26 protein-coding genes are annotated in these 25590 nt (G+C 50.1%); 13 read left to right on the top strand and 13 right to left on the bottom strand.

Going from position 1 to position 25590, the window contains the following annotated elements; genetic code table 11:
- Positions 1-66: 66 nt before the first annotated feature.
- The 3 genes from C3B51_RS10465 (at position 67) to C3B51_RS10455 (ending at position 3102) form a co-directional block, all read left to right on the top strand.
- Complete coding sequence (locus C3B51_RS10465) at positions 67-1101, top strand: alpha/beta hydrolase family protein (protein WP_130245002.1); 1035 nt, start codon at positions 67-69, stop codon at positions 1099-1101.
- Between the two features lie 127 nt (positions 1102-1228).
- Positions 1229-1816 carry a hypothetical protein gene (locus tag C3B51_RS10460; RefSeq protein ID WP_125719692.1) on the top strand — a complete coding sequence of 196 codons (588 nt, stop codon included), beginning with the start codon at positions 1229-1231 and terminating at the stop codon, positions 1814-1816.
- Positions 1817-1842: 26 nt separating this feature from the next.
- Positions 1843-3102, top strand: coding sequence for a S41 family peptidase (locus C3B51_RS10455; protein ID WP_130245001.1), 1260 nt, complete (start codon positions 1843-1845; stop codon positions 3100-3102).
- A gap of 40 nt (positions 3103-3142) precedes the next feature.
- On the opposite strand, the gene C3B51_RS10450 is transcribed toward C3B51_RS10455, so the two are convergent.
- Entirely contained in the window at positions 3143-4270 is a 1128-nt protein-coding gene (locus tag C3B51_RS10450; RefSeq protein WP_130245000.1) for an amidohydrolase family protein, read from the bottom strand.
- Positions 4271-4509: 239 nt separating this feature from the next.
- Complete coding sequence (locus C3B51_RS10445) at positions 4510-5901, bottom strand: MATE family efflux transporter (protein ID WP_125719698.1); 1392 nt, start codon at positions 5899-5901, stop codon at positions 4510-4512.
- A gap of 98 nt (positions 5902-5999) precedes the next feature.
- Here C3B51_RS10445 and C3B51_RS10440 point away from each other — a divergent pair, with 98 nt between their 5' ends.
- Complete coding sequence (locus tag C3B51_RS10440; protein ID WP_125719699.1) at positions 6000-6875, top strand: LysR family transcriptional regulator; 876 nt, start codon at positions 6000-6002, stop codon at positions 6873-6875.
- Here the strand turns inward: C3B51_RS10440 and C3B51_RS10435 are convergent.
- Positions 6872-7441 (bottom strand): DJ-1/PfpI family protein, encoded by a 570-nt coding sequence (locus tag C3B51_RS10435; RefSeq protein ID WP_125719701.1) that lies wholly within the window; start codon positions 7439-7441, stop codon positions 6872-6874. The genes C3B51_RS10440 and C3B51_RS10435 overlap by 4 nt on opposite strands.
- A 170-nt stretch (positions 7442-7611) precedes the next feature.
- Here C3B51_RS10435 and C3B51_RS10430 point away from each other — a divergent pair, with 170 nt between their 5' ends.
- Positions 7612-9780 (top strand): M3 family metallopeptidase, encoded by a 2169-nt coding sequence (locus C3B51_RS10430; RefSeq protein ID WP_130244999.1) that lies wholly within the window; start codon positions 7612-7614, stop codon positions 9778-9780.
- 113 nt (positions 9781-9893) lie between these two features.
- Here the strand turns inward: C3B51_RS10430 and C3B51_RS10425 are convergent, their stop codons facing one another.
- A complete protein-coding gene (locus C3B51_RS10425; protein ID WP_125719705.1) occupies positions 9894-10271 on the bottom strand; it encodes a response regulator in 378 nt (125 codons plus the stop codon).
- 84 nt (positions 10272-10355) lie between these two features.
- Positions 10356-10820, bottom strand: coding sequence for a GNAT family N-acetyltransferase (locus C3B51_RS10420; protein ID WP_130244998.1), 465 nt, complete (start codon positions 10818-10820; stop codon positions 10356-10358).
- A 639-nt stretch (positions 10821-11459) separates the two neighbouring features.
- Here C3B51_RS10420 and C3B51_RS24140 point away from each other — a divergent pair.
- Positions 11460-12389, top strand: coding sequence for a GNAT family N-acetyltransferase (locus tag C3B51_RS24140; RefSeq protein WP_130244997.1), 930 nt, complete (start codon positions 11460-11462; stop codon positions 12387-12389).
- On the opposite strand, the gene C3B51_RS10410 is transcribed toward C3B51_RS24140, so the two are convergent.
- Positions 12386-13171 (bottom strand): MBL fold metallo-hydrolase, encoded by a 786-nt coding sequence (locus tag C3B51_RS10410; protein WP_130244996.1) that lies wholly within the window; start codon positions 13169-13171, stop codon positions 12386-12388. The genes C3B51_RS24140 and C3B51_RS10410 overlap by 4 nt on opposite strands.
- Before the next feature lie 253 nt (positions 13172-13424).
- Here C3B51_RS10410 and C3B51_RS10405 point away from each other — a divergent pair, with 253 nt between their 5' ends.
- From C3B51_RS10405 to C3B51_RS10380, 6 genes are all read left to right on the top strand, one after another.
- Complete coding sequence (locus C3B51_RS10405; protein ID WP_125719711.1) at positions 13425-14453, top strand: DUF4097 family beta strand repeat-containing protein; 1029 nt, start codon at positions 13425-13427, stop codon at positions 14451-14453.
- A gap of 98 nt (positions 14454-14551) precedes the next feature.
- The gene (locus C3B51_RS10400; RefSeq protein WP_130244995.1) at positions 14552-15331 is read left to right on the top strand and encodes an SDR family NAD(P)-dependent oxidoreductase; all 780 of its coding nucleotides are present in this window, start codon (positions 14552-14554) and stop codon (positions 15329-15331) included.
- Positions 15331-16350: a helix-turn-helix transcriptional regulator gene (locus C3B51_RS10395; protein ID WP_130244994.1), complete on the top strand. Its 1020-nt coding sequence runs from the start codon at positions 15331-15333 to the stop codon at positions 16348-16350. Before C3B51_RS10400 ends, C3B51_RS10395 begins: the two co-directional genes overlap by 1 nt.
- Before the next feature lie 69 nt (positions 16351-16419).
- Positions 16420-18600 (top strand): ATP-binding protein, encoded by a 2181-nt coding sequence (locus C3B51_RS10390; RefSeq protein ID WP_130244993.1) that lies wholly within the window; start codon positions 16420-16422, stop codon positions 18598-18600.
- Positions 18601-18795: 195 nt separating this feature from the next.
- Positions 18796-19527 carry a glutathione peroxidase gene (locus C3B51_RS10385; RefSeq protein ID WP_130244992.1) on the top strand — a complete coding sequence of 244 codons (732 nt, stop codon included), beginning with the start codon at positions 18796-18798 and terminating at the stop codon, positions 19525-19527.
- Between the two features lie 72 nt (positions 19528-19599).
- On the top strand, positions 19600-21048 hold the full coding sequence (locus C3B51_RS10380) for a dihydrolipoyl dehydrogenase (protein ID WP_130244991.1): 1449 nt from the start codon (positions 19600-19602) through the stop codon (positions 21046-21048).
- A gap of 58 nt (positions 21049-21106) precedes the next feature.
- Here the strand turns inward: C3B51_RS10380 and C3B51_RS10375 are convergent, their stop codons facing one another.
- From C3B51_RS10375 to C3B51_RS10360, 4 genes are all read right to left on the bottom strand, one after another.
- Positions 21107-21328, bottom strand: a complete 222-nt coding sequence (locus C3B51_RS10375; RefSeq protein ID WP_046007111.1) for a hypothetical protein — start codon at positions 21326-21328, stop codon at positions 21107-21109.
- 3 nt (positions 21329-21331) lie between these two features.
- Positions 21332-21937 (bottom strand): DUF2589 domain-containing protein, encoded by a 606-nt coding sequence (locus tag C3B51_RS10370; protein WP_130244990.1) that lies wholly within the window; start codon positions 21935-21937, stop codon positions 21332-21334.
- 24 nt (positions 21938-21961) lie between these two features.
- Complete coding sequence (locus C3B51_RS10365) at positions 21962-22462, bottom strand: DUF2589 domain-containing protein (protein WP_130244989.1); 501 nt, start codon at positions 22460-22462, stop codon at positions 21962-21964.
- Between the two features lie 74 nt (positions 22463-22536).
- The gene (locus C3B51_RS10360) at positions 22537-23157 is read right to left on the bottom strand and encodes a DUF2589 domain-containing protein (RefSeq protein WP_125719727.1); all 621 of its coding nucleotides are present in this window, start codon (positions 23155-23157) and stop codon (positions 22537-22539) included.
- 261 nt (positions 23158-23418) lie between these two features.
- Between C3B51_RS10360 and C3B51_RS10355 the strand changes: the two genes are divergently transcribed.
- Entirely contained in the window at positions 23419-23775 is a 357-nt protein-coding gene (locus C3B51_RS10355) for a RidA family protein (RefSeq protein WP_130244988.1), read from the top strand.
- 47 nt (positions 23776-23822) lie between these two features.
- On the opposite strand, the gene C3B51_RS10350 is transcribed toward C3B51_RS10355, so the two are convergent.
- The 3 genes from C3B51_RS10350 to C3B51_RS10340 all read right to left on the bottom strand — a co-directional run.
- Positions 23823-24656, bottom strand: a complete 834-nt coding sequence (locus C3B51_RS10350; RefSeq protein WP_130244987.1) for a DUF4437 domain-containing protein — start codon at positions 24654-24656, stop codon at positions 23823-23825.
- 236 nt (positions 24657-24892) lie between these two features.
- Complete coding sequence (locus tag C3B51_RS10345; protein ID WP_130244986.1) at positions 24893-25192, bottom strand: hypothetical protein; 300 nt, start codon at positions 25190-25192, stop codon at positions 24893-24895.
- Positions 25193-25590: hypothetical protein (locus tag C3B51_RS10340; protein ID WP_206076626.1), on the bottom strand; the 398-nt coding region annotated here is incomplete at its 5' end.

Below are 25590 nucleotides of genomic sequence, written 5' to 3'. Positions count from 1 at the left end.
TGCGAGGCTTTCTATATGGTAGGAGTCTGTTGAACGTTTCGCATTCTAATTAAAGGAGAGATCATTATGTCCAGATGGAGTACTGCTGCATTGATTACCTGCGCCTGTATGGCGCTGGGTTTACTCAGTGGCTGTCATAACAGTAATCAGGAGCAATTGGAGGACCGCGTTATCGCATTCAATGCCAACACCAACACGTTAGAGGCCCGACTGGTCACTCCCAAAAAACACCAGAGCCAGGATGCCATTGTCCTGCTTGTACATGGTGATGGCGCAATGGATCACAGCGCCCAAGGCTACTTCGAGCCTATTATCACAACACTCACAAACAAAGGTTATGCCACTATGTCGTGGAGTAAACCCGGCATTGGTCATTCAAGCGGTGACTGGCTGGCGCAAACAATGCCACAGCGCGCAGAGGAAGTGCGCAGTGCAATTCGCTACCTCAGGCAAAATGGCTACCCGAATAACCCGATAGGCGTGCTTGGCTTTAGCCAGGCAAGCTGGGTGCTGGCCGAGCTGAGCAATGAGCCAGAGATAAAATTTGCCGCCTTGGTGGGAGGCGCCGCCAACTGGCGAGAGCAAAGCCAGTACACGATGTGGCTGCGCCTGATAGAAGAAGAAAAGATCCATGCCAACGACGACGGCATTTGGCAGGAAATTGCTCAGCTGAATGAGCTGGAATACCAGTTGATCAAGGCCGGATTTGACGACTACCAGGGCAGTGACTTACACCAGCATCCGTTTATGGCAAAGCCAATACAGGATGAAGCCAGATTCAATTTTGTGCGTGCCAATATCGACGCGGACGTCAGTCGAGGGTTTGCGCATATTCAGTTTCCTATGCTGGCGCTGTTTGGCGATTCAGATATCCGGGTAGATGTGCAGCACAGCCAGCAAGTGTTTGCCAGCACAGTGGGCGCAGCAGATACGCTGGAGCAGAAGGTGATCAGTAACGCATCCCACAGCCTGCTCAAGACCGACTTGCCAATGCGGGCCGCACTGTATTTAACTGCCGATGATTTCGCGCCCGGCGCGCTGGACACCCTGGTTCAGTGGCTGGATACACACGCAAATGGCAAGACGGCACAACGACTTTAGATTTGCGAGCAGGGTGAAGCCCTTACCAATCGCCATCCAGGCAAACTTCACCCTCTTTTTGTCATTTGGTTGCACTTCATACACAAAGTCAATATCTTACGCATATAACAACTAAAAATGTCCCATTATGCTGTACATCATTCTAACACTCGTATTGCTGGCTCTCAGCGCCCTATTGTTCACTTCCAGGTTTAAGGCCTTTACCCACCGTTACGAGGTCGCCTGTAATTTTATCCTGACTTTAATTGCAACCTTAGTGGGTGTATTACTGGCAATTGCGATCAGTAATTACGACGCAGATCGAAAAGAAATCAAAGATCTGATTAAGGTGCTCCACGCTGCAGAAGCCGTCGTTGAGGAAAGCCTGGATTATAGTATCCTCCTTCATGAGGCCTACCAGCAAAACATCGAAGAATATGGCGACAAGCAAGCATTTTTTGCCCGCAATCCACTCGTTTACCCCCAGTACCTGGACAATATGCTCACTCAGAATCTGGTCAGCAAAAACCTTTCCCTGGAAGGGTTAAGCGAACTCAATGAACATCTGATCATCTTGCAGCGCTCTAAAAAGGTTGAACCTGAAACTTTTATTGCCAGTATGCGCTATATCAAGCAATTACTGATCCTGGAGCGTCAATATCAAAGCGCTGAGCTGTCGATACATGATTACCAGCAATTGCAGGACGAATATGAAGAGCGACTGACAGGCAAATAACAAAACCAACAACATTAAGGATAGTCATGCGTTCACTACTCGTCGCAACACTTCTGGCAGCCTGTGGCATGAGCAATGCTTCAGCCTCTACTAAAACAGATGATAAGCAAAATCTTCTTACACCCACACAAATACAACAGGATCTTCAGAGCTTTATTGATTATGTCCGGCTCGGTTACGCTTACAGCGATGAAAAGCCGACTGACTTTGCCACCTTTGAGCAATGTGTTCGTCATCAAAGTACTGAGCTTAAAGACAAGATACAGCTATCTGCGCGGCTTAACCACTGCCTGGAGCACTGGTATGATCATCATGCAGATGTAACGCCCAGGCCGTCCGACTATTATCTGCCAATGCCCACAGCCAGTGGTTTATGGGGGGTGTGGCAAAACGAGCAAGCCATCATCACCGCAGTGCCATTTATGGGACCCGCCTATCAACAGGGCTTCCGCGCGGGGATGCAGATCTTACGCCTCAATGGCGTACCCATTGCTAAAGCCATTGCCAGGGCCAACGTCTCAGGCTTAGATACTGCAAGCAGCTGGACACTTAACCGGCTATTGACGGGTAAACGTAATGAAACTCTCTCGCTGGAAGTTCGCTGGCAGGGTAAGACCGAAATAAAGCTGCTGGATATTGAAGCCATTGTAAAAGATGTGATTGCAGAAAAACCCCTGCTGACGCAAAAGCGTATTGGCACAGTGGGCTATATTCGCCCGGAAAACAGCCTGGGCAATAATGCGCTAATCGGCGCTTTTGACGAGGCAATGGAGCAGTTGAAAGATACCCGGGCCATGATCCTCGATTTACGCCACACGCCCAGTGGCGGCAATACCGAAGTGGCAAGAGGCATTATGAGTCGCTTTATTAAAACTCGTCAGGCATATCAGACACATGAGTTAGTCTCTATCGAACGAGAGTTTGGGGTGAAGCGTGCATGGCAGGAATTTGTGTTTCCCCGTGGCGACTTTCAGTACGACAAGCCATTAATTGTACTGTGCGACAAGTGGACCGGCAGCATGGGAGAGGGCCTGACCATAGGGTTGCATGGAATGAATCGGGCAACGGTAGTCGGCACACAAATGTCACAACTACTCGGTGCCATCTATAGTGAAACCCTGCCGCACAGCCAGCTCAGCTATATGTTACCCAGAGAAAAGCTCTATCATATCAATGGCACGCCGAGAGAGGCCTTTATGCCGGATATCATCATCGAACAACAAGATCATGCTCAAAGTAAAGACGTGATCCTGGACATGGCATTGCAGCAACTACACAGTCTGTGATCCCTTTTACATTGGGCCTTGTTATACAAGGCCTTTTAAATCAAAGCCGCGACTGTTGGCAAACCTCGGGAGCCTGATAGTCCAGCTCTAACAAATCAAAGTAGTTTTGTCCAAGGGCAATATGCCGAAAGGCCTCATCACTGAGGTACTGGTTTATGCGACTGTTGATCTCGACTTCACGCTGATAGTCCCGCAGCTTATAGCCTTTTGCCGCGACAAAATCACTGCCGGTCAGAATACGCGTTGGATAACGATTAAAAAACGCCACATAGTGCGCGCGAATCGCCGCATCACGGAAGTAGGCCTCGTATAACACCCGCCACGAGATATCGAGCATCAGGTTAGGGTAAGCATCCAGCAGACGCGACAATATCGCGATATGCTGCTGCGGGTCCATCCGGGTTTGTTCCCGCGATAATCCCATATGCACCCAGACAATCGGATTATCCGGGTAGCGGGCTAGTACATTTTCCATCAGGTGTAAATACTGAGTGGGTTCCTGATCTGAGCCAATATCAGCATGGATAGATAAAGGCATGGGTGCCCTGCCCCCTTCAGGCGCTCTGAGTCTGGCCATAAACGGGGTCCAGTCAGCAATATGTGCAGGCTCCGTTGCCCGGTGAGCGTGCTTGAATAAGGCTTGCTTCACCAGGTTCACCTCTCCCATCCAGGTAAATGCCGGTCCAAATTCATCGTCCAGTAAATCCATCTTTTGCACTACATCCTGCGGCTCACTGAGATCGGCAAAACTCATGGATAACGTCAGATGTAGATCGTTATTTGGGTGCAATAACGCGTTAGACCCATTGATAATATCATTTCTGATGGTTGGCCTGATTTCGCCCGTCGGACACAATGAAAAGCGCTGACAGCCACTTTGTGCACTAAACATTTGCCCTATACCGAACACATTAACAAACAACACACCGGCGGGCTGAAAATAACCGATCAATTCGGAGTAAGGCACCGCCTCGCCACCAAAAGGACGGAAGTGCGCATGCGCGTCGACCACAAATGTATAGGGCTGCGTGGCTCTGTCATAACAGGCTTGCTGGGAACCCGCTTTAAACTGTGCCAGCCGGCGTTCACTGCCCGTACTCTGACAGCCCGACGCCAAAGACACCAGGGCTGACGCCAGAAAAACAGCACGCAACGTCTTTGTGCTCATGGTTATTTCCCTCTTTGCAAGTTTATGGCCTGCCAGCAATACTAACCCACATAAACACCTAATCCATAGGAGTGATTACGTCAGCCGGTTGAAATAATTCCGAACTGGTGATCTGCTTTGATATATTGATATAACTACGCGGAAGAAGTAGCACTGAAAACAGCCCATCAGAAAGCATTTTAAACCGCCTGTGTTAGCGGCGGCTGCTGTAATATGTAAAGGGGGTTGCCACCCCCTTTTTAGCTGCTAACTACTGAGCTGTGATTTAACCGCGACAAATCCCGCCACAACATAGGTGCAACAATCAGAGTCAGTACCAGGTTAGACACAGGTACCGACAGCCAGACCCCGTCTATACCAAACTGTTGCGGCAGCAGGAATAAAAACGGCACCTGAATGGCCATATTACCCAGTGAGATCAGTAAAGATTTTGCCCCCTGATCGAGCGCCACATAGTACATGGCGGCAAGAAAAATAAAGCCATCCAGAAACACCATGGACAAGTGCAGGCGGGCACCGCGTTGCGCCTCATCGAGCAGCGCCTGCTCCTGAGTAAACAAGGCCACCACAGCCTCAGGAAAGACATTCAGAAAAAGCACTATTGCCAGCCCAACCGACAGGCTCACCTGACAGGCCAGTTTCAACGTCGCAGCGATTTTCTCTATTTGCCCTGCCCCATAGTAATAACTTACCGGCGGCTGCATCCCACTGGCTACCCCTTCGGCAAAGAAGTAATAAATCACACCGATGTAGCCAATCAGTGCAAACGCTGCAACATGCAAGGGCTCACCGTAAGTCAGCAACTGCTTGTTGTGAAGCGCCGTAATAAAGGCAAAATACAGGAACATCACAAGCCCTGACGCCCCCTGAACTAAGGTTCGACCGGCAAGCTGCACAGAGAAGGTTAACCCGCTTAATGAGAGCCTGACGCGCGCTTTGTCCGAACAAAAGTAGCTGAGGGCGAGTATACCCACCAGAGATTGTGATACCACACTGGCCCACGCAGCTCCTGCAAGCTGCCACTGAAACAGCACAATAAAAACATAGTCGAGGACAATATTGGACAATGCCCCCAAAATCAATAGGCGCGTTGCCACACCCGGACTGCCGTCGTTGCGGATCAGCATAGGCAACGCTCCTGCCGCCACAGTGGCCAAAGCCCCCCAGCCGAATACAGACAGGTAGCTGTGGCCAAACCTCAGTACCTCGCCACTGGCCCCTTGCAGATCAAGCAACAGGCTGCCACTGGCATAAAGCGCCAGACTGGTTGTGAATGACAGTATCAGCAGCAGCCAGATACTGGTTGCCAGCACCGCCTTGGCCTGTACAGGGTCTTTCGCTCCGCGAAACAGCGACAGTAAACTGCCGGCTCCAATCCCCACCAGCGTACCCAGGCCGGCTATCAGGCCCACCACAGGCCAGGCGATATTCACGGCGGCCAGGCCATCGGCTCCGATAAAATGACCAACAAAAACCCCATCTACAACCTGATATAAGCCATTCACCATCATGGCTGCGATAGCTGGTATGGTATAGCGCCAGAACGTTCGGGCTACCGACTCGCTGCGCTGCTCCGCCGGACCTTTTTGATCCTGGCTGAGCTGTGTAAGCTCCACGTTGTGCGTTTGCATAAAATTCCCCACTCACTGCTAATACCCGCTATTATGCTTAACTACCGGATGAATAAAAGTTAGTTACTATCCGTTTTTCGGATACATTGGAGACCCTCATGCACTGGACACTCGATCAACTGGAAGCCTTTGTATGTGCTGCCAGAACCGGATCTTTTTCTGCCGCCGCTCGCAAACTGGGCAAAGCGCAATCCCGGATAAGCACGGCCGTTGCCAACCTGGAAACCGACCTGGGTTTTGAGCTATTTGATCGCTCCGCCCGCTTGCCCGTGTTAAATGCAGCGGGACATGACCTGTTCGCAGAAGCAGAAGCCGTGCTAATGCAGTGCCAGAGATTACAGTCCAGGGCGCTGTCAATGAGCTGCGGCGAGGAGGTATCGCTGACCGTGGCCATGGATGAGGCCGTGCCAATCAATGCATTTGAGACCCTGTTCGAGCAGCTGTCGCAGCAGTTTCCGTTATTAAAACTGTCTATATTAAACGGCTCACAGGACGATATTGCCGGATGGGTTGATGAACAAAAAGCCGACTTGGGGATCTTGTTTCATCAAAAACCGCTCTCTCAGAGTCTGGATTTTACCCCTCTGGGCAGTTTTGAGCAGCGCCTGATTGTGGCCCCTGAGCATCCGCTGGCGTCCTGTCCACAGCCAACGGTTGAGCAGTTAAATCAGTATCGCCAGCTGGTGATCCGAGACCGTATTGGCAACAGCCAGTCTCAGGCCATTTCCTCCTTTCACTGGCATATCGACAGTTATTACTATATCGCCGGGCTGGTTTTACGCGGCGTAGGCTGGGCGCTGGTGCCAGAGCATGTGGTTAAGTCCCACTGGTTTAATGAGGCCGTTATCACCCTTTCTACTCGGCATATTCCCGGCTCACTGACCGTTGATATGGGCCTGGTCAGGCGCAGGGATAAGGCAAAGGGCCCCGTCATTAACTGGCTTTACGACACCGCGCTATCTATGCCACTTTAGAGCCAGTTATAATCCATTTGCTGTGCAGTTTTGATTGCCAGCGTTTTGCCAAAGTGTACTTTTACCAGTTCAAGGCTCATATCTATGCCTGCGGAGATCCCCGCCGAGCTGGTAAAATTCTGATCCATCACAAACCGTTTATCCTGACACACTTTCAGATGCGGGTAACTGGTTTGCAGCTGCGCCAGGTCGTCCCAGTGCGTGGTCACCGATTTACCGTCAATCAGCCCCGCCTCGGCGAATAAAAACACACCGGTGCAAATAGAGGCGCAGCGGCGGGTATGCGTCGCCGTTTCAGCCAGCCAGGCCAGCACCGAGGTATTGTTAAGGACATGCTGATGCTGACCGCCTGCGACTATCAGTAAGTCAAATCGGGGATGACCATGGATACTGTAATGCGGGTTGACAGACAAGCCACCGCGACAACTCACGGGCGCATGGCTCGGTGCAATCAAACTGATATTTACGGGCTCGTCCACAAAACGAGCTGCCGTGCTGAACACTTCAAATGGGCCGCTAAAGTCTAACACTTCAACGCCATCGTAAATAAAAATACCGATTTCCATTGAATGATCCAGAATAAGAAAGTTGTTGAGCCCCCATAGTGTAGCGCAGATCTTAACCATTCATACCTATTTACACTTTGATTTTGGCGATTAATCGAGATCTGATTGCACTTTCATAAAGTTGTCTTTTAGTATGCTGTAATCAAAATGACAACAAGCGAAAACCAACTATGTTGAAAATTAAACTAACACTACTGAGCGCTGCTGTGATGATCGGTCTGGCGGGATGCAGCAGCACACAGCAAAGCAGCGAAAGCGCGGTAACAGTTGCCGAGAAACAGTATCAAAACCCCATTTTACAGCCATTTTCCGGACCTTATCAGGGCGTACCTCAATTTGATAAAGTCCAGCTTAAAGATCTCGAGCCTGCGATGGACATTGCACTGGCGGATCACCTGAGCGAAATTGACCAGATCGCAAATAACACCGCGCCTGCAACCTTTGACAACACCATAGTTGCCATGGAGCGTTCAGGTCAGGCGCTGGATCGCTTTTTTACCTACTACGGTATCTGGAGCGCCAACAACTCTTCACCTGAGTTTCGTAAAATGCAGGGCGGTTTGATGGCAAAATATGCCAAGTACCGCTCTCAGATCACCCAAAACAAGGCCTTGTTCGAACGTATTAAAACCGTTTATGAAAGCCCTGAATTCAAACAGCTGAGCGCAGAAGAGCAGCGTATCACCTGGTTGCAGTACAACAGCTTTGCCCGTAACGGCGCCACGCTGGAAGGAGAAGCGGCAAAACGCTACGCCGAAATAAACCTTGCACTATCCAAGCTGCACGCAGACTTTGCCAACAATGTACTGGCCGACGAAGAGGGCTACGTCGTTTACCTGAGCAAAGACCAGCTTTCTGGTTTACCAGCGTCTTATATCACGTCTGCCGCCGCAGCAGCTGAAGAGCGCGGTAAACCAGGTATGTATGCGGTCACCAACACTCGCTCTTCTATGGATCCGTTTTTGATGTACTCCACCGAGCGTGAGTTACGCAAACAGGTATGGCAAAACTACTACAGCCGCGGAAACAATGCCGGTGAGCACAATAACAAGGCCATCATTAATGAGATCCTGACCTTACGTCACGAACGCGTGCAACTGCTGGGATACGAGAACTATGCACAATGGCGTCTTGAAGACCGCATGGCAAAAGATCCTAAAAATGCCATGGAGCTGATGAATAAGGTGTGGCCAGCAGCCATTGCCCGCGTCAAAGAAGAAGTTGCCGATATGCAGGCTCTGGCAGACAAAGAAGGTGCAAACATCAAGATTGAGCCATGGGACTATCGTTTCTACTCTGAGAAAGTGCGCAAAGCCAAGTACGACCTTGACTCAAATGAAGTCAAACAATACCTGCAACTGGACAAGCTACGTGAAGCCATGTTCTACGTCGCAGGCCGCCTGTTTAACTTTGAGTTCACTGAGGTGCCAGAAGGCTCAGTACCGGTCTTCCATGAAGATGTACGCGTCTGGGAAGTGACCGATAAAACCAGCGGCGAACACATTGGCCTTTGGTACTTAGACCCGTTTGCACGTCAGGGTAAACGTTCCGGCGCCTGGGCTACTTCATACCGTAGCCACACCACGTTTGATGGTAAAACCAACGTGCTGAGCTCGAACAACTCAAACTTCGTTAAAGCACCAGCGGGTCAGGCGAGCCTGATCTCCTGGAATGACGCGGAAACTTACTTCCACGAGTTTGGTCACGCGCTGCACTCTTTGTCTTCTAAAGTAAAATACCCAGGCTCAAACTCGGGTGTGCGCGACTACACTGAGTTCCAGTCACAGCTGCTAGAGCGCTGGCTGGTCACTGATGAAGTGATCGAACGCTTCCTGGTACACCATGAAACCGGCAAGCCTATGCCAAAATCACTGGTCAACAAAATCAAGCAAGCGGCTAACTTCAACCAGGGCTTTGCCACCACAGAATACCTGGCGTCGGCCATTATGGATATGAAGTTCCACACCACAGATCCAGCTAAGATCGGCGATCCGGTTGAATTCGAAAGAGCTCAACTGGCGGCTATCGGCATGCCATCTGAAATTGTAATGCGTCACCGCACTACCCACTTTGGCCATGTTTTCTCGGGTGAAGGCTACTCGGCAGGCTACTACGGTTACCTGTGGGCAGAAGTACTTACATCTGATGCGGCCCAGGCCTTTGCCAGTGCACCGGGTGGGTTCTATGACGAAGAAGTGGCGGATCGCCTGGTGAACTACCTGTTCTCAGTGCGCAACGCAATGGATCCGGCTGAGGCGTATCGTAAGTTCCGTGGTCGCGACGCAGCGGTCGAAGCCCTGATGTTAGATCGTGGCTTCCCGGTTAACTCTGAGAAGTAATTCGTAGAAGTAATTCGTAGAAGTAATTCGTAGAAGTAATTCGTAGAAATAATTCGTAGAAATAATTTATAACGTCTTAAAAGCCCCATGATTATGGGGCTTTTTCCTGCCCGCTATTCAATAGCGTCTAACAACTTCATTTTTCTTAACTGTTTTTCCAGCGTTGCCAGGCTAAATGGCTTGATAACAAAGCCATCGACTTTTTGTAGCAACACCTGCTGTACCCGGTCCCGACCATTTTCACAGGTGACCATCAGAATTTTGATATCTTTTAGGGGAGGTTTGGCGCGGATTTCATGTAACAGTGCAAGCCCGTCTACGTGCGGCATGTTGAGATCGGATACAACCAGTTCATAGGTTTTTTTGTCGAGTAATTCCAGTGCCCGCTTTCCATCGGTGGCTTCGTCTATGTCTGTAAAGCCCAACCTGCGTAACATGCTTATCATCACATGACGCATGGAAGTCATATCATCGACAACCAAGATTTTCACCCGTTACTCCCTAACTGATCCACTTATTAGCTAAAAATTAGACTATAACCGTGAAAAAGTCGATTGTGAGGAGTACGAGTTTGATTACTCTTTATTTAATGACAAAGACATAAAGACACTGAGCGGGTTATCACGGTACAGACCAAAGCGCTCACAGCGTTCAAAGCCCAGGCTTTCATAAAGGTTGATGGCTTTTTCCTGCTTTACACCAGTTTCCAGGCGGATCAGGGGAATTTGTGCATCGCCCGCGTAGTGCAGCAAAATTTGCATTATGCGTTTGGACAAGCCCTTGCCACGGTACTGAGGTTTGACATACAAACGCTTTATTTCACCGTACAAGGTTTTATCGAATTGTTTAACGATAGCGCCACACGCCACTATGCCCTCTTCGTTACGCAGCCCCACGGCCCGCACATTGGGTTGATTGAGCTCTTCGAGTGCCAAAGACTGATCACTGGCAATGGGATAGAGGGTATTCATCAGGCGGTCAATTTCTGCAAATAGTTCTCTAACACTTGGATCATCGGGTTTTAAATCAACTAGTTGCATAATTTTCCTTTGAACAGAGCAGTTACTTTTTTAAAGGACTGTGGAGCCCTTTTACACGACATGTAATAAAGCTCAGCATATTGGCTGGCGCAATCACATAAAAGGGTATTTTAACGTACTTTGCAGGAAATATAACTAAATATATTCAGGTAGCAGAGGAAGGAAACATGTTGCAGCATGTAATTAACGTAACGGATCAAGTTCGTGTAACGGCTCAAACTTAGGCCAGACAAGCCGTCCGTGGGGGTTTACCTTTCAGGCCAGCCAAAGTGTGATAGCAAATAACAGGATGGTGGCAATCGTGATGAAAAACAGTGAACACTGATTATGACCGGTACGGCCTGACTGTGAAAACAACATGATTAACTCCTCCCGAACTCCCCTGATGACCAAAACCACAAAAGTATTAATTACAGAGAAAGCGCTACAACCAAAAGTAGTAATATTGATAGCAAAAAATTACCCAAAACACCAGTAAATCGTGCAAATATTATCCTAAAAATCAGGTTAATCTCAGCGTTTAACACGTGCATTCATATAATACAAACACTTACGTTTAATCTTTAGACAGTGCAAGAAAAGTCAAAATGCGCTTGGTTTAAGCGACTAAGGACCCATATAAGGAAAAAAGGAGTAGCCATGATCACATTAAAAGCAGCGAACAAAGACAATTACAGTGAAGTATTTGCACTGCAACTACTGCCAGACGACCTGAGTTTTATCGCTTCACCGGCCGAAGCCCTGGCCGAATCCGCGTTTTTTCCATACTACCGAAATTTGCTGATCTACCGCGCGCAAACCCTGATCGGCTTTATTCAATATCATCCCATGGAGCCCGAAGGCACCCAACATGAATACACCATCACTCAGCTGGTAATAGACAAACGCTTTCGGCGCCAGGGCTTTGCCACTCAGGCATTGCACCAATTGCTATTACAGCTTAGAGCCAAGTCGGATTGTCAGGTTATTTCAGCTGTGTATGTCGAAGGCAACGAGCGAATGCGCAACCTGCTCAGCCAGCTGTCATTTGAATATAAGGGGCGCTGGAATGACACCGCCTACCTGATGGAATGGCACAATGATAAGCCCTTGCCTGAAGTGTATCTCAGCACCGTGTGGCAGAAGAATTTCGAACGACTGGGCGACCTTGAACTGCACGAGCAACAAAAGCCCCTGGTCGCGCCCAATGACTGGACCTTACTGGAGGCCGCCTATAACCCGGACTATGAAGTACGTGCTATTAGCCACCAGGGCAAACAAGTCGGATTGCTAATGTGGGTGACGGAGCAACCACATCGGGTTTCAATTTGGCGATTAATGGTGGATAAAGCCCATCAGCAGCAGGGGATAGGCAGACAAGCCCTTCAGGCTGCACTGGACGAGATCCGCAGCCACCGAGAAATCACAGAAATTGCTATCTGCTACGTACCCGATAACCCGGTTGCAAAAGACTTTTATGCCAGCTTTGGCTTTGTCGAAACCGGCTTTGATGAGGAGGAGCAAGAAATGCTGGCCGAGATCAAATTAAGCCCGCCCAGCGAGCCTGCACCTGAGTGTAAAGGGGCTTAACACAGGGAGATAAGCTGCTGGGGTTCGGCATAACGAATACCCGCCTGTTCAAACGCGTGGATATCGTCAGCGCCATGATAATGATATACGCAGAGCCTGGCTAAGACTGCTGGCGGGTACTCTTTTAAAAGCTCATCCAGCCCGGCGTGGCTGGGATTTGCAGATGCCACGCAGTCATGGAAAATAATCTCTCCCTGCGTCACCTGATGGATCAGCAACTCAGGAATGGGCCGGGTATCGCCGCTATAGAAAAAGCGACCGGGAAGATGCAAAGAGAAAGCACTGCCGGGCGCCTGGTGACGAACAGGATAGCAGTTTAGTCTGAGCTGCTGATGGAAAAACTGCTCACCCACGGGATGCAACTCAAAGGTATGCCAGATATCTTCGCGACGCTCTGCCAGGCCGGTATACGCCAGCATAGCAAACAGTGACTGGATCAACTGTACGGGCACATATAAACGCACTGTCTGGCCACTTAAAGCGGCCTTAAAATATAACTGCTCCAACCCACCAATATGATCGTAGTGCAGATGAGTGATAAATACCGCCCGGGGCAACGACTGGCTGCCAAAGGCCCGTTGATAACGTGTCAGCGTATCATGGCCACAGTCGATCAGCAGCCAGGGGTGGGCGTCGCAGCAAATGACACAGGCGGAATTTCCCAGCTCGGTTGCACTGGCCGCACCTGTGCCCAAAAATAACGCACTGTCTGGCACGCCTGTCTGAGGCTGTGTGCGCTTTGGTTGCGCCTGTGCTGGCCGGGTCACTATCGAATCTAACATCAGTCTGCTCGTCAATACTCACCACTCGGTACAAAGACAATGCTAAATGCAATAATTGACATTCCCGTGACATACTCGCCTTAGGCCTGTAAATAGTTACACCACTATTTGGTGAATTTCACCACATTCAATCACTATATGTTCAGCGCTTAATTCTGGATTATTTTAACCCACTGATATTATTAAACTAATTTATTGGCACCCGTTTTGCTTTGTTCCCTGTATATAAAAAAGAACAAATTGGAATTGCATCATGATTAAAAAACTCTCTCCTTTATTCGCTGCACTGGCACTCAGTGGGTGTGTGATCCACATTGACGGTCACAGCAAAACCGTTGCAGACGTGGAACTTCAAAAAACCCTAACCCTCAACGCCACCGAACTGCGCAGCCTGGTCGCAGACACCAGCGCCGGTTCGCTGGATATTGTGGGCGTCGACAACCTTACCCAGATTGAAGTTGATGCCAGGATACGGACTGACAAAGAGCACAGTTATCAGCTTAGCCTTGAACAGGACGGTAACAATGCAAAGCTAATTGCAAAACATAGCGCCCGCGTTGGTATAGTCTGGTACAGCGGCAATAGCCCCAAAATTGACCTGTCCCTGCGCGTGCCCAGCCACCTGATGCTGGATATTGACGATGGTTCGGGTGACATTGCCATCACCGGCATGACCGGCGATATCGAGCTGGAGGATGGCTCAGGTGATATCAGCATTAACGGCGCTGCAAACGTCAAAATTGACGATGGTTCAGGACAGATGCTGATCCGTGGTGTCAGCGGTATGCTGGATATCGAAGACGGCTCTGGCGACATTACCATTGAAGGCGGCAGTCAGCTTAAACTCGATGATGACTCGGGGCAGATCTATATCTCCGATATTAGCGGCGATATGGACATTGAAGACGGCTCTGGCGACCTGCAAATCATTGGCGGACGTTCGCTCACCCTGGACGATGAGTCCGGCAACATTAGCCTGATGGACCTCAGTGGTGACCTGCGCATCGTGGATGGCTCGGGTAATGTCGAGATCCGTGGCGGTAACACCCTGGATTTACGCGATGATTCCGGCTTTGTAAGTGTTAAGGACTTACAGGGCAACGCCAAAGTAGACGACGGCAGTGGCAACCTGGTACTGCAAAATATTAAAGGTCATGTCACCATTGATGATGACTCCGGCGACATAGAGGTGATAGAGGCGGGCGGTCTGACCATCACAGGCGACACCTCGGGCGGACAACGCATCGAAAAGGTCCGCGGCGAAGTAAATATCCGGGATTGATAGTCACTTTTTGCAAGTAAAGTGTCACCTTCTGCCAGTGAATTACTAGGCGTCACCTTCTACAATGACGTCATAACTTCTGGTAACAAGGTGACATCATGACTTATACAAACACAGCCCTGATCACGGGCGCATCGTCGGGAATTGGCTTAGAGCTGGCGCGCTTACATGCGCAGCAGGGCGGTGATGTGGTGCTGGTTGCCCGCTCCGAAAACAAGCTGATTGCCCTTAAAGAAGAGCTGGAACAAAGCTATGGTGTCAATGCCAGTGTCATAACCGCAGACTTGACCGACCCGGCAGCGGCGCTGCAGATCTACACCGCAACCAAACAACAGGGTATTGAGGTTGATATCCTGATCAATAACGCCGGATTCGGCGGCCATGGTTTTTTCCATCAGCGTGAACTGTCTTCAGACCTGGAAATGATCCAGGTAAACATCAGTAGCCTGGTTGCGCTGACCCATCTTTTTGTTCAGGACATGACAGACCGCCAGCGCGGCAAGATCCTCAATGTTTCTTCAACGGCCTCATTTATACCGGGCCCATTACAAGCCACTTACTACGCAACCAAAGCGTTTGTTACCTCGTTTTCGCAAGCGCTGGCTGAAGAGTTCAGAGACAAGGGGATCAGTGTGACCGCTTTGTGCCCGGGAGCCGTAGCGACTGAATTTGCAAAAACAGGCAACCTCGAAGAACTGGCGGTATTTAAGCAAGGTAAAAGTGCCAGCTCTGTGGCCAAATGCGGTTATCAGGCCATGCAAAAAGGCCAGTTACTTGCTTTTAATGAGCCTGTGTTAAGCTTGTTGTTAAACTGGATTGTGCCTTTGCTGCCTCGTCGCCTGGTGCTGTCTATGTCACGTCGTACTATGGAAAAATAATGAAGCGCACAGCAAAATTTACTCTGTCACCGCACTGCCTGATCATGTTTAAAGATCTCGAGCTGGACCCGGCACTGCTGCTAAAACAGGCAAAGCTGCCGGCTGATCTGTGGCACAACTTGCCAACCTCCGTCAATGCGGCTCAGTATTTTGACCTGTGGCATGCAATGGAGGCTCAGCTCGGTGAAACCTTGCCGCTGAAACTGGCGCAGCACCTGAATGTCGAGGCATTCGACCCGGCCATTTTTGCCTGTTTATGTAGTGCAGATCTAAGTAGTGCCATGCATCGTTTGAGCAGCTACAAGCCCCTGATAGGGCCGCTCACGCTGGACGTACATGAAGATGATCAGGGTCTGCTGCTGAGCCTCGACTGCTATGGGTATGACAAACCTTTGCCCAAGTCGCTGGGCTTGTGTGAGCTGGCCTTTTTTACCCAGCTTGCGCGCCTGGCAACGCGCTCAGAGCTGGTGCCCACAGCCCTGTACGTCACACAACTTCCCGACAACCAGAGCGATTTTGACACCTATTTTGGCACCCGCCTGACCCTCAGCAACCAGGTCGCGATACGGTTTAGCAGCGAGGATGCCAACAGGCCCTTTCTGACCGAAAACGCTGCTATGTGGTCGTTTTTTGAAAATGACCTGGCCCGGCGTTTGGCTGAGCTGGATGCCGGTGCCAGTATGAGCCAAAAAGTCAAAGCCCTGCTGATGGAGCTGCTACCATCGGGGCAGGTGAGTGCCGAGCAGGTTGCCGCAAAGCTGGCTATCAGTAAACGAACATTACAACGCAAACTGGATAGCGAGTCTGCCAATTTTCAGTCTGTACTGAGCACACTTCGCTCCGAGCTGGCCCGCCAATACCTGCACCGTTCCAGCATGTCTTTGCAGGAGATCGCGTTTTTGCTGGGGTTCAGCGACGCTAACACTTTTATCCGGGCGTTTAGCAAATGGCATGGTATCTCTCCTGGCCAGTTCCGCAGCCAGCATGACAGCGGTACTAGGCAGGATTATTCAATTTAATAGAAAAGTTGGATAGGCGTTTAAATCCGCAGCACATAAAATTCAGTGTCATACTTTCGGACGCTGATTTTGAAAAATTTACTCGCCTTAACCTTTGCTGCTCACCTTGGTGCACTGTGGCCCACAGCCTCATACAGCGCAGATTTTGCCGCGTATAAGCAGCAATTCCCACTCAAGGGCAAGAAGAGCTTTACAGCAGCGCTCGAAGAAGGCGAGGCATTACTTGCTGATCCATCGCTTACCCCACAACAGCGGACCTTTGTACTGCATCGCACGGCATTACACCTGGTGCGGCTGGACGACTATGAGCGCGCCAGGCTCAGACTAAATGCACTGGCAAATCATCTGAGCGCACACCCCGATGACTCTATGCTAGGAAAGTACCATTGGGTAAGCGGCGACCTGGCACTGCGCTTGGGGGATGGTCAGGGGGCTCAGGCGCACTTTCTCAGCGCCAGCGAATTTTTTTCTCGTACGCAAGACTGGCGCATGCTCAGCCATGCTCATCGTATGGTTGCCAATGCCCTTGCCAAAGACAGCCCGAACCTCAAAGCACTAGAACATGTTGCCCTGGCAAAACATTATGCTGAACAGGACAACAATATTCCGTTGCACAACGCCGCATTTGATACGCAAGCCCGAATATATAAGCTCTTTGGCCAGTTAGACAGAGCACTGGAAAGCCGCCAGGCTCAGCTGACCTGGCTTGGGCAACAAAGTAAGCCAGATCAGGCCATGATGTCCTCAACTTACTATGGTCTGGCTGATATTTTTGTGGATTTCGGCGACCATCAGGCCGCACTCGAAGCATTCACACAATCGTACCGCTACGACGAGCAAGCAAATGACCGCCTGTACATGGGGCAAAATCAGATCCGAATTGCAGAACAACACCTGCACCTGGCCAATTTAGACGCTGCAACCCAGGCTTATGAACAGGCCAAAGCCATCAGCGAGTCCATAGACCACAAGCGTAATCTGGGCTGGGCCATAGCCGGGCTCGGGCGTGTTCAGCTGGCCAAAGCCAACTACCCGCAAGCGGCTAATTTAATTGGCCAGGGTCTGACGTTAATCAATCCGCAGCATAATCAGGCACTGCATCGCCAACACCTGGTCTGGTATGCCAGTGCCTTAAGCCATCAGGATCCGGGCCAGGCGATAGCGCAACTGGCGCCTTATTTCGACCCCAAACCAAATGACACTATGGTGGAGGCCGCAAAAGTGCTGGCCTTTGCCTATCAGCAGCAACAAGACTTTACATCGGCATTGCGCTTTCAGACGCACGCAACTGAGCTGCTACAGCAGCAAACTGAGCAATCGCGACTGACCCGGCTGGAAGCCAAAAAGCGCGACGCTGAATTGCACCTAGAAACACTTAAAGTCAATCAGCTACAAAGCGGACTGGATGAACAAAAGCGTCAGAGCAGGCTGCAAAGCGTGGTCCTGGCGGCGGCTATTATCGTGCTGCTGAACTTTTTCCTGATGTTTTATCTGTATCATCTGAAAAAGCGTAAAGTGATGGAAAAAGAGGCCGCTGTACTCAACCAGGCACTGACCCTCAAACAACAGCTGCTGGCGGATGTCTCACATGAGCTGCGAACGCCACTGACGGTGCTCAAACTGAATATTGAGGCACTACAACACAACCTGATCACAGACCCCGATGCCACCTACACACTGATGCAAAGTCGTTTGTCTATGTTAAACACTTTGATAGCCGATATTTATGAACTGGCACAGGCAGACACACACAGCCTGCAACTGGACCTGCAAATACGACCGGCCAAAGCCCTGTTTGATGAATTACTAAGTGCCATTAAGCCTTTAATCGCACAACACGAGCTGACGCTGAGCACACACAATACTCTGTCCGACACACTGGAAGTTGCCTGTGACATAGACCGGATGCACCAGATCTTCAACAATCTGGCACGCAACAGCTGCCACTACACCAATAAGCCCGGACAAGTCAGTGTGACCATTGCTCAGCAAGCTGAGCATCTGATCTGTCACTTTGAAGATTCCAGCCCGGGTGTCGGTGATGACGATTTACCGCGCCTCACCGAGCGCCTTTATCGCTGCGATAAATCACGCAGCCGCGATCTGGGCGGTTCAGGCCTGGGGTTGTCGATTTGTCAGAAGCTCACTGAGTTGCATCAGGGGCAGTTATCTTTGTCGCACAGCAAGCTGGGCGGCCTGTGCGTGACCCTGACGCTACCACTTGTACAACCCGCACAATCCGATAACTAAGCTCAGTTACCTTTCCTTTGCTTTCACTTAATGCCGTTTTACTTTCATGTAATTACGGCTAATCTAAAAGCATCATCGCCTGAACGCTGGACGCTTCATTCTATTTTTCCAATCGAACCAATTAATTTAACCCATTATACAAATGAATCGATTAGCCTGATAATGGCTTCATCGAAATCAAAGGAGACAAACATTATGCTAAACAATATCGAAGGTCAGACAGTTCCTCAGGTCACTTTCCCGGTACGTGAAAACGACGAGTGGAAAAATATCAGCACAGATGATCTGTTCAAAGGCAAAACCGTTGTGGTGTTCTCACTGCCTGGCGCCTTTACACCGACCTGTTCATCAACGCACCTGCCACGTTACAACGAACTGGCTGGCGTATTTAAACAAAATGGGGTTGATGACATCGTCTGTATCTCTGTCAACGATACCTTTGTGATGAATGCCTGGGCCAAAGATCAGGAAGCAGAAAACGTGACGCTTATCCCGGACGGAAACGGTGAGTTTTCTGAAGGTATGGGCATGTTAGTAGACAAAAAAGAGCTGGGCTTTGGCAAACGCAGCTGGCGTTACTCTATGCTGGTGAAAGACGGCGTGATTGAAAAAATGTTCATTGAGCCGGATCTACCGGGCGACCCGTTTGAAGTATCAGATGCCGATACCATGCTTGAATACATCAACCCGGAGCAGGTAAAACCGCAGCCAGTGTCAATCATCACCAAACCTGGCTGTCCTTTCTGTGCCAAGGCGAAAGCCCTGCTGGACGAACAAGGTCTGGTTTACGAAGAATTGGTGTTAGGCCAGCAAGCCACCCTGACCAGCCTTAAAGCGCTGTCTGGCCGTGAAACTGTGCCGCAGGTATTCATTGGCGGTAAACACATTGGTGGTTCAGACGACCTGGCGACCTACTTCGCGCAGTAACTACACGGACTAAAAAAGTCATCTGTAAAGGGGCTTAACAGCCCCTCAACTCCCTTTGCTCAGAGGTAAAACATGAAACAACTTGAAACTGACGTAGTCGTGATTGGTGCGGGCACAGCCGGGCTCAGCGCCTATCGAAATGCCAAACAATCCACGGATAATGTGTTAATGATCGAAGCCGGTCAGTATGGCACCACTTGCGCGCGTGTCGGCTGCATGCCCAGCAAGTTGTTAATTGCCGCAGCGGAAGCCGCGCACAGCGTAACCGAAGCACCGAAATTTGGGGTTAATACCACAGCGCCACAAATCGATGGCAAAGCCGTAATGGCGCGGGTGCGCAGCGAGCGAGACCGGTTTGTTGGCTTTGTACTGGAAGCCGTAGATGAGTTGCCAGAGCAAGACAGGATCAAGGGTTATGCACGCTTTTTAGATGCCAATCGGGTTCAGATTGACGACCATACGGTGATCACCGCCAAACGCTTTGTTATCGCGACCGGCTCAAGACCGAATATTCCGGGCTTCTTTCAGGCCTTTGGCGAGCGCTTAATCATTAATGATGATGTGTTTGACTGGCAGGACTTACCCGAGTCTGTGGCCGTGTTTGGCCCGGGCGTCATTGGCCTGGAACTGGGACAAGCACTGCATCGCCTGGGTGTAAAGGTTAAGTTGTTCGGCGTCGGGGGCAACATTGGGCCGCTGACGGATCCGCAAATTCAGGACTATGCCAATACCGTGTTTGGCGAAGAATTTTATGTCGACAGCGATGCCAAAGTCTCTGATATGAAGCAGGTTGGCGACAAAGCACAACTGACCTACATTGACCACGATGGCAAGCCACAGACCGAACAATTTGATTATGTGCTGGCAGCAACTGGCAGAGTGCCGAATGTCGATAAGCTGGACCTGGAAAACACCGGCATTGAGCTCGATGAGCGAGGTGTGCCGCTGGCCGACCCTCATACCATGCAGTGTGGCGACAGCCATATCTTTATCGCCGGGGATGCCAGCAACCAGATCCCACTGCTGCACGAAGCGGCCGATCAGGGCACGATTGCCGGTCAAAATGCCGGACGTTTCCCGGATGTGCGCAATGGCCTGCGCCGCGCGCCAATTGCTGCGGTATTCAGCGATCCGCAAATTGCGATGGTGGGGGAGAGCTTTAAACAATTAAACGAGCGCTATGGCAAATGTGGCTGCTTTGCCATTGGTGAAGTGAGCTTTGAAAACCAGGGCCGCAGCCGCGTGATGCTAAAAAATAAGGGTTATATGCACCTGTATGCAGAGCAGGGCAGTGGTTTGTTCCTGGGCGCTGAGTTTATCGGGCCTGCCGCTGAGCATATCGCGCATCTGCTAGCCTGGGCCGTACAAAATAAGATGACGGTGCCTCAGATGCTGGATATGCCTTTCTATCACCCGGTCATTGAAGAGGGGCTACGTACTGCGCTGAGAAACCTCAATGCCAGGCTCAAATTTGGTCCGGATATTGTCCAGCATTGTATGGAATGCGGTCCGGGTGCTTAATTAAACGCCGTCTGCCCGGTAGCCTGAGCTTGCTACCGGGCTTCGGCGCTGAGCACGCTCAGGCATCGTAGCGACCCGCTTGCTGGGTGGCGTCGTTGCGCATTTTTTCAAACTTATCAAAAGCATCAGATACCACTTCCTTGTCCGTCGCAGTCAGTGAGATGGTCACGCCACAGCTGGGATTCGCGCAGCAAAACGCCTGCCCCGCCAGCAGTAAGCTGGATTCAAAGTGAATAGGCATGCCGCATTCCGGACAGTCAATTTTTGATTTTATACTCATGGGTTAGTCCTCGTTTTTACTGGGTAAAGGGGTCAGGTTTTTTGCGAAAATATCGAGTATTGTAGTGATCCCGCGCGGTAAAGGTAACTGGCCTGCTTCGAGCATCACTTCGTAGTTAGCGTGCGCCGAGCCCGATTGTTGCTGACTCTGACTGCCTGATTTCGCCAAAGAGCCATGCAGCTCTGTTTCAAATTCGTGGGCTTGCTCGGGCTGGCGAGACTGCGAGCGATTGTGTTTTTGCTCCTGTGAAGTCTGCTTTTTGATTTCTCTGGAACTTTTCACTTCCATGCTGAAAGAGACGGTTAATTTTTCAATGGCCAGTGAGTTTATGGGGATCAGCGTCATCAGCGGGATGGCAATTTCCATTTCATAGGGAACTTTGCTTACGCTGCCGTCTTTTTCCAACACCGAGCGGGTCAGAGTAAATGTCACCATCACCGGGGTCAGGCGCCCTTCGTTGTGACGGTCTTTTTCAAAACAGGTTGATAAAATAAACTGAGTTTGTGCATTGGCTATCATTGCATTGGCATCGGTGGCCGCTTTAAGTGGCGCACCAATCAGTGCTTTCATAGGTAAACCGGCAAATTGCGACGCAATATTACTGTTCATACTTTTATCCTTACGCTGAGCGGGTTAGCCCGGAATTTGCGCTCTGAGCGCGCGCTCGTAGCCTTCAACGAGCTTTTTCAAGCCTTCAGGGGGTTCGTTGCCAGTAAGCGTGATTTCCAGGGTGGCATTGGCGGTGTTTTCACTAGCTTCTTGCTGGCCCATCAGCTTATTGCGCAGCCCGGCAGGCTTGGCCGTGCTGCGGGCAAAGGCCACCATCAACTGATCTTGCTCATTGTTGCAGATCTCCAGCTCAGCGATAAACTTCACCTCTGAGATCCGCGGAGAAGAAATGGGCACCAGCGCCAGTAAGGGCACTTCTGCGCTCACTGTGTCTATGCCGTGTTCAGTGCGGCTGGGAAACTCCATGGCACAGGTTTTTGGCGAGTAACTGGGTGCCTTGCCTTTACCATTGTCTTGCTCATCAAAAAAGCGTTTTACAAAGTCCAGCGTTTCGCCTTCGACCGATTTAGCGGCGTCTTTGACTCCTTTGTGAATGGCCTTCATAAGTGATTGAAATTCGATCATGATGCTCTCTTTTTGTTGTTCCGGTTAATAAAGGGAAGCACAAGGCTTCCCCGGTTGGGTGCTATTACAGGCGATTACTCTTTTTCGATGATCGGGTCGATGTTCTTCGTAAAGGCATTGATGATCGTCGTTACACCGGTTGGCAGTGGCAGCTGACCTGCGTGGACATCCACCTCATACTTGGCTTTGTTTGATGCTTCATAGTGCTCGCGTTGCTTGGAGCTGGTTTTGCTGCTGTGTGACACAGAGCCATGTACTTCGACCGAGAACAAACCCGCATTGTATTTTGCGGTGATGTCGGCTTTTGCTGCGGTTTCCTGCTCAGACTGCTTTTCATTGTCCTTTGACATTGAGCTCGAAACTTCCATTTCGAAGTGTACTTTCACGTCATCCACTGCCAGAGAGTTCAGCGGGATCAGGGTCAGCAGAGGTAACTTCAGCGTGATATTCGCTTCAGACGTTGTGGTGCCTTTGATCACCGGACGGCTCAGCGTGAACTCAACCATGATTGGCTTGAGCTGGCTTGAACTGCCCTGGGCACCGGCGGTTTTATCAAAACAGGTACTGAGCATAAACTGTGTTTGCGTACGTGCCATCATGCCATTTGCATCTGTTGCAGCTTTCAGTGGAGCACCGATAAGCGACTTCATAGGTAAGCCACTGAATTGCTGCGCCATAGATACGAGTCCAGACATAAAATTCTCCTCAAAAATTACTCTTAAATTCGCGACATCATGTCGCATGGAATAACGTTTACCCGGTGGTGAACGTCGGAGGTCATAATAGGCGTCGGGCAGATATAACAATCGGCGCTTTAGGGCAATAATTCGGGGACATCTGGTAAGTGTGCAGAGCAGGCTGACTAACAGGAAAAAGTGGTTACGCACCAGAGAAGGCAGTGATACCATGATCGTCAGTGAGTTTTGTTCCACTATTTATTCCATAAAGGATCACCCGTGATACAAAGAATTGACACCAAACAACGCATGAGCCGCATCGTTAAACACAACGGTACCATCTATTTATGTGGCCAGGTCTGTAAAGACGCAGAGCAGGGCATTAAAGAGCAAACCGCCACTATGCTTGAGAAAGTGGATGAGCTGTTACTGCAAGCAGGCAGTGATCGTGAGCATATTTTGTCTGCCACGATTTATATTAAAGACATGAAATACTTTAGTGAGATGAACGAAGTATGGGATGCCTGGGTGCCTAAGGGCCACGCACCTGCGCGCGCTTGTGTTGAAGCGGCAATGGCAAGAGACGCTTTACTGGTAGAAATTTCAGTGATTGCAGCTGAAATTAACCCTGCTTAACATGTTACGCCCGGTTCAATACCGGGCGGTTTTTATGATGCGCGAGGCTAGTTGCGCGCGAGCTGGAATGGCTCGTTTGTTCTCACATAAAGCAGGGCTGGCTCATCTGCACTAAGCGCTATCTGCACCGGCTCCTCGGCAGCCAGATAACTGCCCGGCCGTAATACCCGATTTTTCTGTGTTTTTGCTTGCAAAAAGTTCAGCACACCGCGGATCACCACGGCTTTAAACTCGCTGCCGGTGCTGGACAATTGCACTTTGGCATTGGCGGGCAGCTTAACCAATACACCACTCAGCGGGCCTTGCTGCCATAAATTTGCCAGTTCAACACCTGCGCCCTCGAGCTGCGTTGAAGTGCGCGGGTTTTGCCACGTCAGGTTAGCATAGTGAAGATTGACAGGCCGCTCGCCATTATCAAACTGCTGTGCAGAAGGCTTAACCAGATAGGGACCCTGATCTATTTCAAGATAAATCATATTTCCCGGCGCACTGGCGGCTGTAATATGATCTTCCCCTGCCGGTTGTGTCCAGTAAGAGCCCGGCGGCATCCACATGGCTTTAGCTGCGGGATCATCATTGTGCAGCAGGCCTTCTATCACAATACCGCGATAAGACACGTTGTGAATATGCGGTGGTGACGAAAACCCGGGTTCAAACCTTACCAACATACCAGTCGCACCGGCTTGAGTTCTGTCTCCCCACAAGTTTGCAGCCTTTGGGCTCTTATCACCGTGAGCCGGATTCAGGTGCCCCCATTCAATTTGCTCAGTGCTAACAACAGTCACCTTGCTGCTGACGTTATCAGCGCCCTGAGCCTGAAGCATTGGTGAGATTACACAAGCCGCGACGAACAAACTGCTGAGCACACTGGATCTGATCACAATAAAAACCCTTTTCTGAAACCGACAGAACGAATGCAGAACAGTGTAGATCGATACGTGCAGACAATAAATTGGCTACAGATTGAAAGATTATCAACGTTTGATTGATAATTCCTCTAAAACTGCGCTATTCCTGCGATTGAGGCAGGCTCTATTGTGGCCAGAGGCCCACTTGTAAAGGGGGTTTACAGTAAAACCCGGATACACTGTTCACTTAAAACCGGCCGTATCACTTATTAACTAGGATACTTACCCCGATAAAGGTGCAGGCATAAGAACCAGCCAAGGCACAGCAGTGTGATAGCATCTGGTTCCTGATACAGCACATACAGATAAGTCGTACACAAGCAGTGCAGGCAAGCTTTGTAACAACGTACACCTAAGCTGGTGCCATTAAAAACATGATGTATGGCTTCTGCGCCAGCAAAGGCAAGCAACATAGATACAAACGGTGGTGACGACTCGAAGGTAAAACCATACAAGGCCAGCAAAGTGACCACATTGAGCACGACAGCGATACCACGTTGCATGGCCATTTAGTAGATACTCAAGGTGACAAAGCCAATCTGAAACCCAATCGCTACGCCCCAAATATCAGCATGCGTTTTTAACGCCATAAAGCGACCCCAAAAATACTTGTTTTCCATGATCATCATAAGTGCACTCAGCGGACACATAAACAGAAAAAGCGCATCCTTACTCGCCAATATCGGTAATTCACTCAGTAATATGGCATGTACATCTGCTAGCTGTCGCGCAAGTGCGTAGCCCACCACTGCCCCCACTAAACTGGGCAAAATAACCCGTCTGGGGATCTCCATTGACTTTCTCCCTCTGTATATCAGCGATATATTCGCCTCGTTTAACAAGGTAATAACATGATACCCCAAACCCCCGCGCCGCTTGCCAGTAAACCACAACACAGGGTTATGAC

The sequence above is a fragment of the Pseudoalteromonas rubra genome (assembly GCF_004212645.1).
Taxonomy (GTDB): domain Bacteria; phylum Pseudomonadota; class Gammaproteobacteria; order Enterobacterales; family Alteromonadaceae; genus Pseudoalteromonas; species Pseudoalteromonas rubra_G.
Note: the sequence above shows the minus strand (reverse complement) of the source record. Positions and strands in the feature narration are given on the sequence as shown.

Bases quoted from the DNA above. Each gene is read 5' to 3' on its own strand.
- C3B51_RS10465 (WP_130245002.1), top strand. From the start codon at position 67: ATGTCCAGATGGAGTACTGCTGCATTGATTACCTGCGCCTGTATGGCG.
- C3B51_RS10460 (WP_125719692.1), top strand. From the start codon at position 1,229: ATGCTGTACATCATTCTAACACTCGTATTGCTGGCTCTCAGCGCCCTA.
- C3B51_RS10455 (WP_130245001.1), top strand. From the start codon at position 1,843: ATGCGTTCACTACTCGTCGCAACACTTCTGGCAGCCTGTGGCATGAGC.
- C3B51_RS10450 (WP_130245000.1), bottom strand. From the start codon at position 4,270: ATGAGCACAAAGACGTTGCGTGCTGTTTTTCTGGCGTCAGCCCTGGTG.
- C3B51_RS10445 (WP_125719698.1), bottom strand. From the start codon at position 5,901: ATGCAAACGCACAACGTGGAGCTTACACAGCTCAGCCAGGATCAAAAA.
- C3B51_RS10440 (WP_125719699.1), top strand. From the start codon at position 6,000: ATGCACTGGACACTCGATCAACTGGAAGCCTTTGTATGTGCTGCCAGA.
- C3B51_RS10435 (WP_125719701.1), bottom strand. From the start codon at position 7,441: ATGGAAATCGGTATTTTTATTTACGATGGCGTTGAAGTGTTAGACTTT.
- C3B51_RS10430 (WP_130244999.1), top strand. From the start codon at position 7,612: ATGTTGAAAATTAAACTAACACTACTGAGCGCTGCTGTGATGATCGGT.
- C3B51_RS10420 (WP_130244998.1), bottom strand. From the start codon at position 10,820: ATGCAACTAGTTGATTTAAAACCCGATGATCCAAGTGTTAGAGAACTA.
- C3B51_RS24140 (WP_130244997.1), top strand. From the start codon at position 11,460: ATGATCACATTAAAAGCAGCGAACAAAGACAATTACAGTGAAGTATTT.
- C3B51_RS10410 (WP_130244996.1), bottom strand. From the start codon at position 13,171: ATGTTAGATTCGATAGTGACCCGGCCAGCACAGGCGCAACCAAAGCGC.
- C3B51_RS10405 (WP_125719711.1), top strand. From the start codon at position 13,425: ATGATTAAAAAACTCTCTCCTTTATTCGCTGCACTGGCACTCAGTGGG.
- C3B51_RS10400 (WP_130244995.1), top strand. From the start codon at position 14,552: ATGACTTATACAAACACAGCCCTGATCACGGGCGCATCGTCGGGAATT.
- C3B51_RS10395 (WP_130244994.1), top strand. From the start codon at position 15,331: ATGAAGCGCACAGCAAAATTTACTCTGTCACCGCACTGCCTGATCATG.
- C3B51_RS10385 (WP_130244992.1), top strand. From the start codon at position 18,796: ATGCTAAACAATATCGAAGGTCAGACAGTTCCTCAGGTCACTTTCCCG.
- C3B51_RS10380 (WP_130244991.1), top strand. From the start codon at position 19,600: ATGAAACAACTTGAAACTGACGTAGTCGTGATTGGTGCGGGCACAGCC.
- C3B51_RS10375 (WP_046007111.1), bottom strand. From the start codon at position 21,328: ATGAGTATAAAATCAAAAATTGACTGTCCGGAATGCGGCATGCCTATT.
- C3B51_RS10370 (WP_130244990.1), bottom strand. From the start codon at position 21,937: ATGAACAGTAATATTGCGTCGCAATTTGCCGGTTTACCTATGAAAGCA.
- C3B51_RS10365 (WP_130244989.1), bottom strand. From the start codon at position 22,462: ATGATCGAATTTCAATCACTTATGAAGGCCATTCACAAAGGAGTCAAA.
- C3B51_RS10360 (WP_125719727.1), bottom strand. From the start codon at position 23,157: ATGTCTGGACTCGTATCTATGGCGCAGCAATTCAGTGGCTTACCTATG.
- C3B51_RS10345 (WP_130244986.1), bottom strand. From the start codon at position 25,192: ATGGCCATGCAACGTGGTATCGCTGTCGTGCTCAATGTGGTCACTTTG.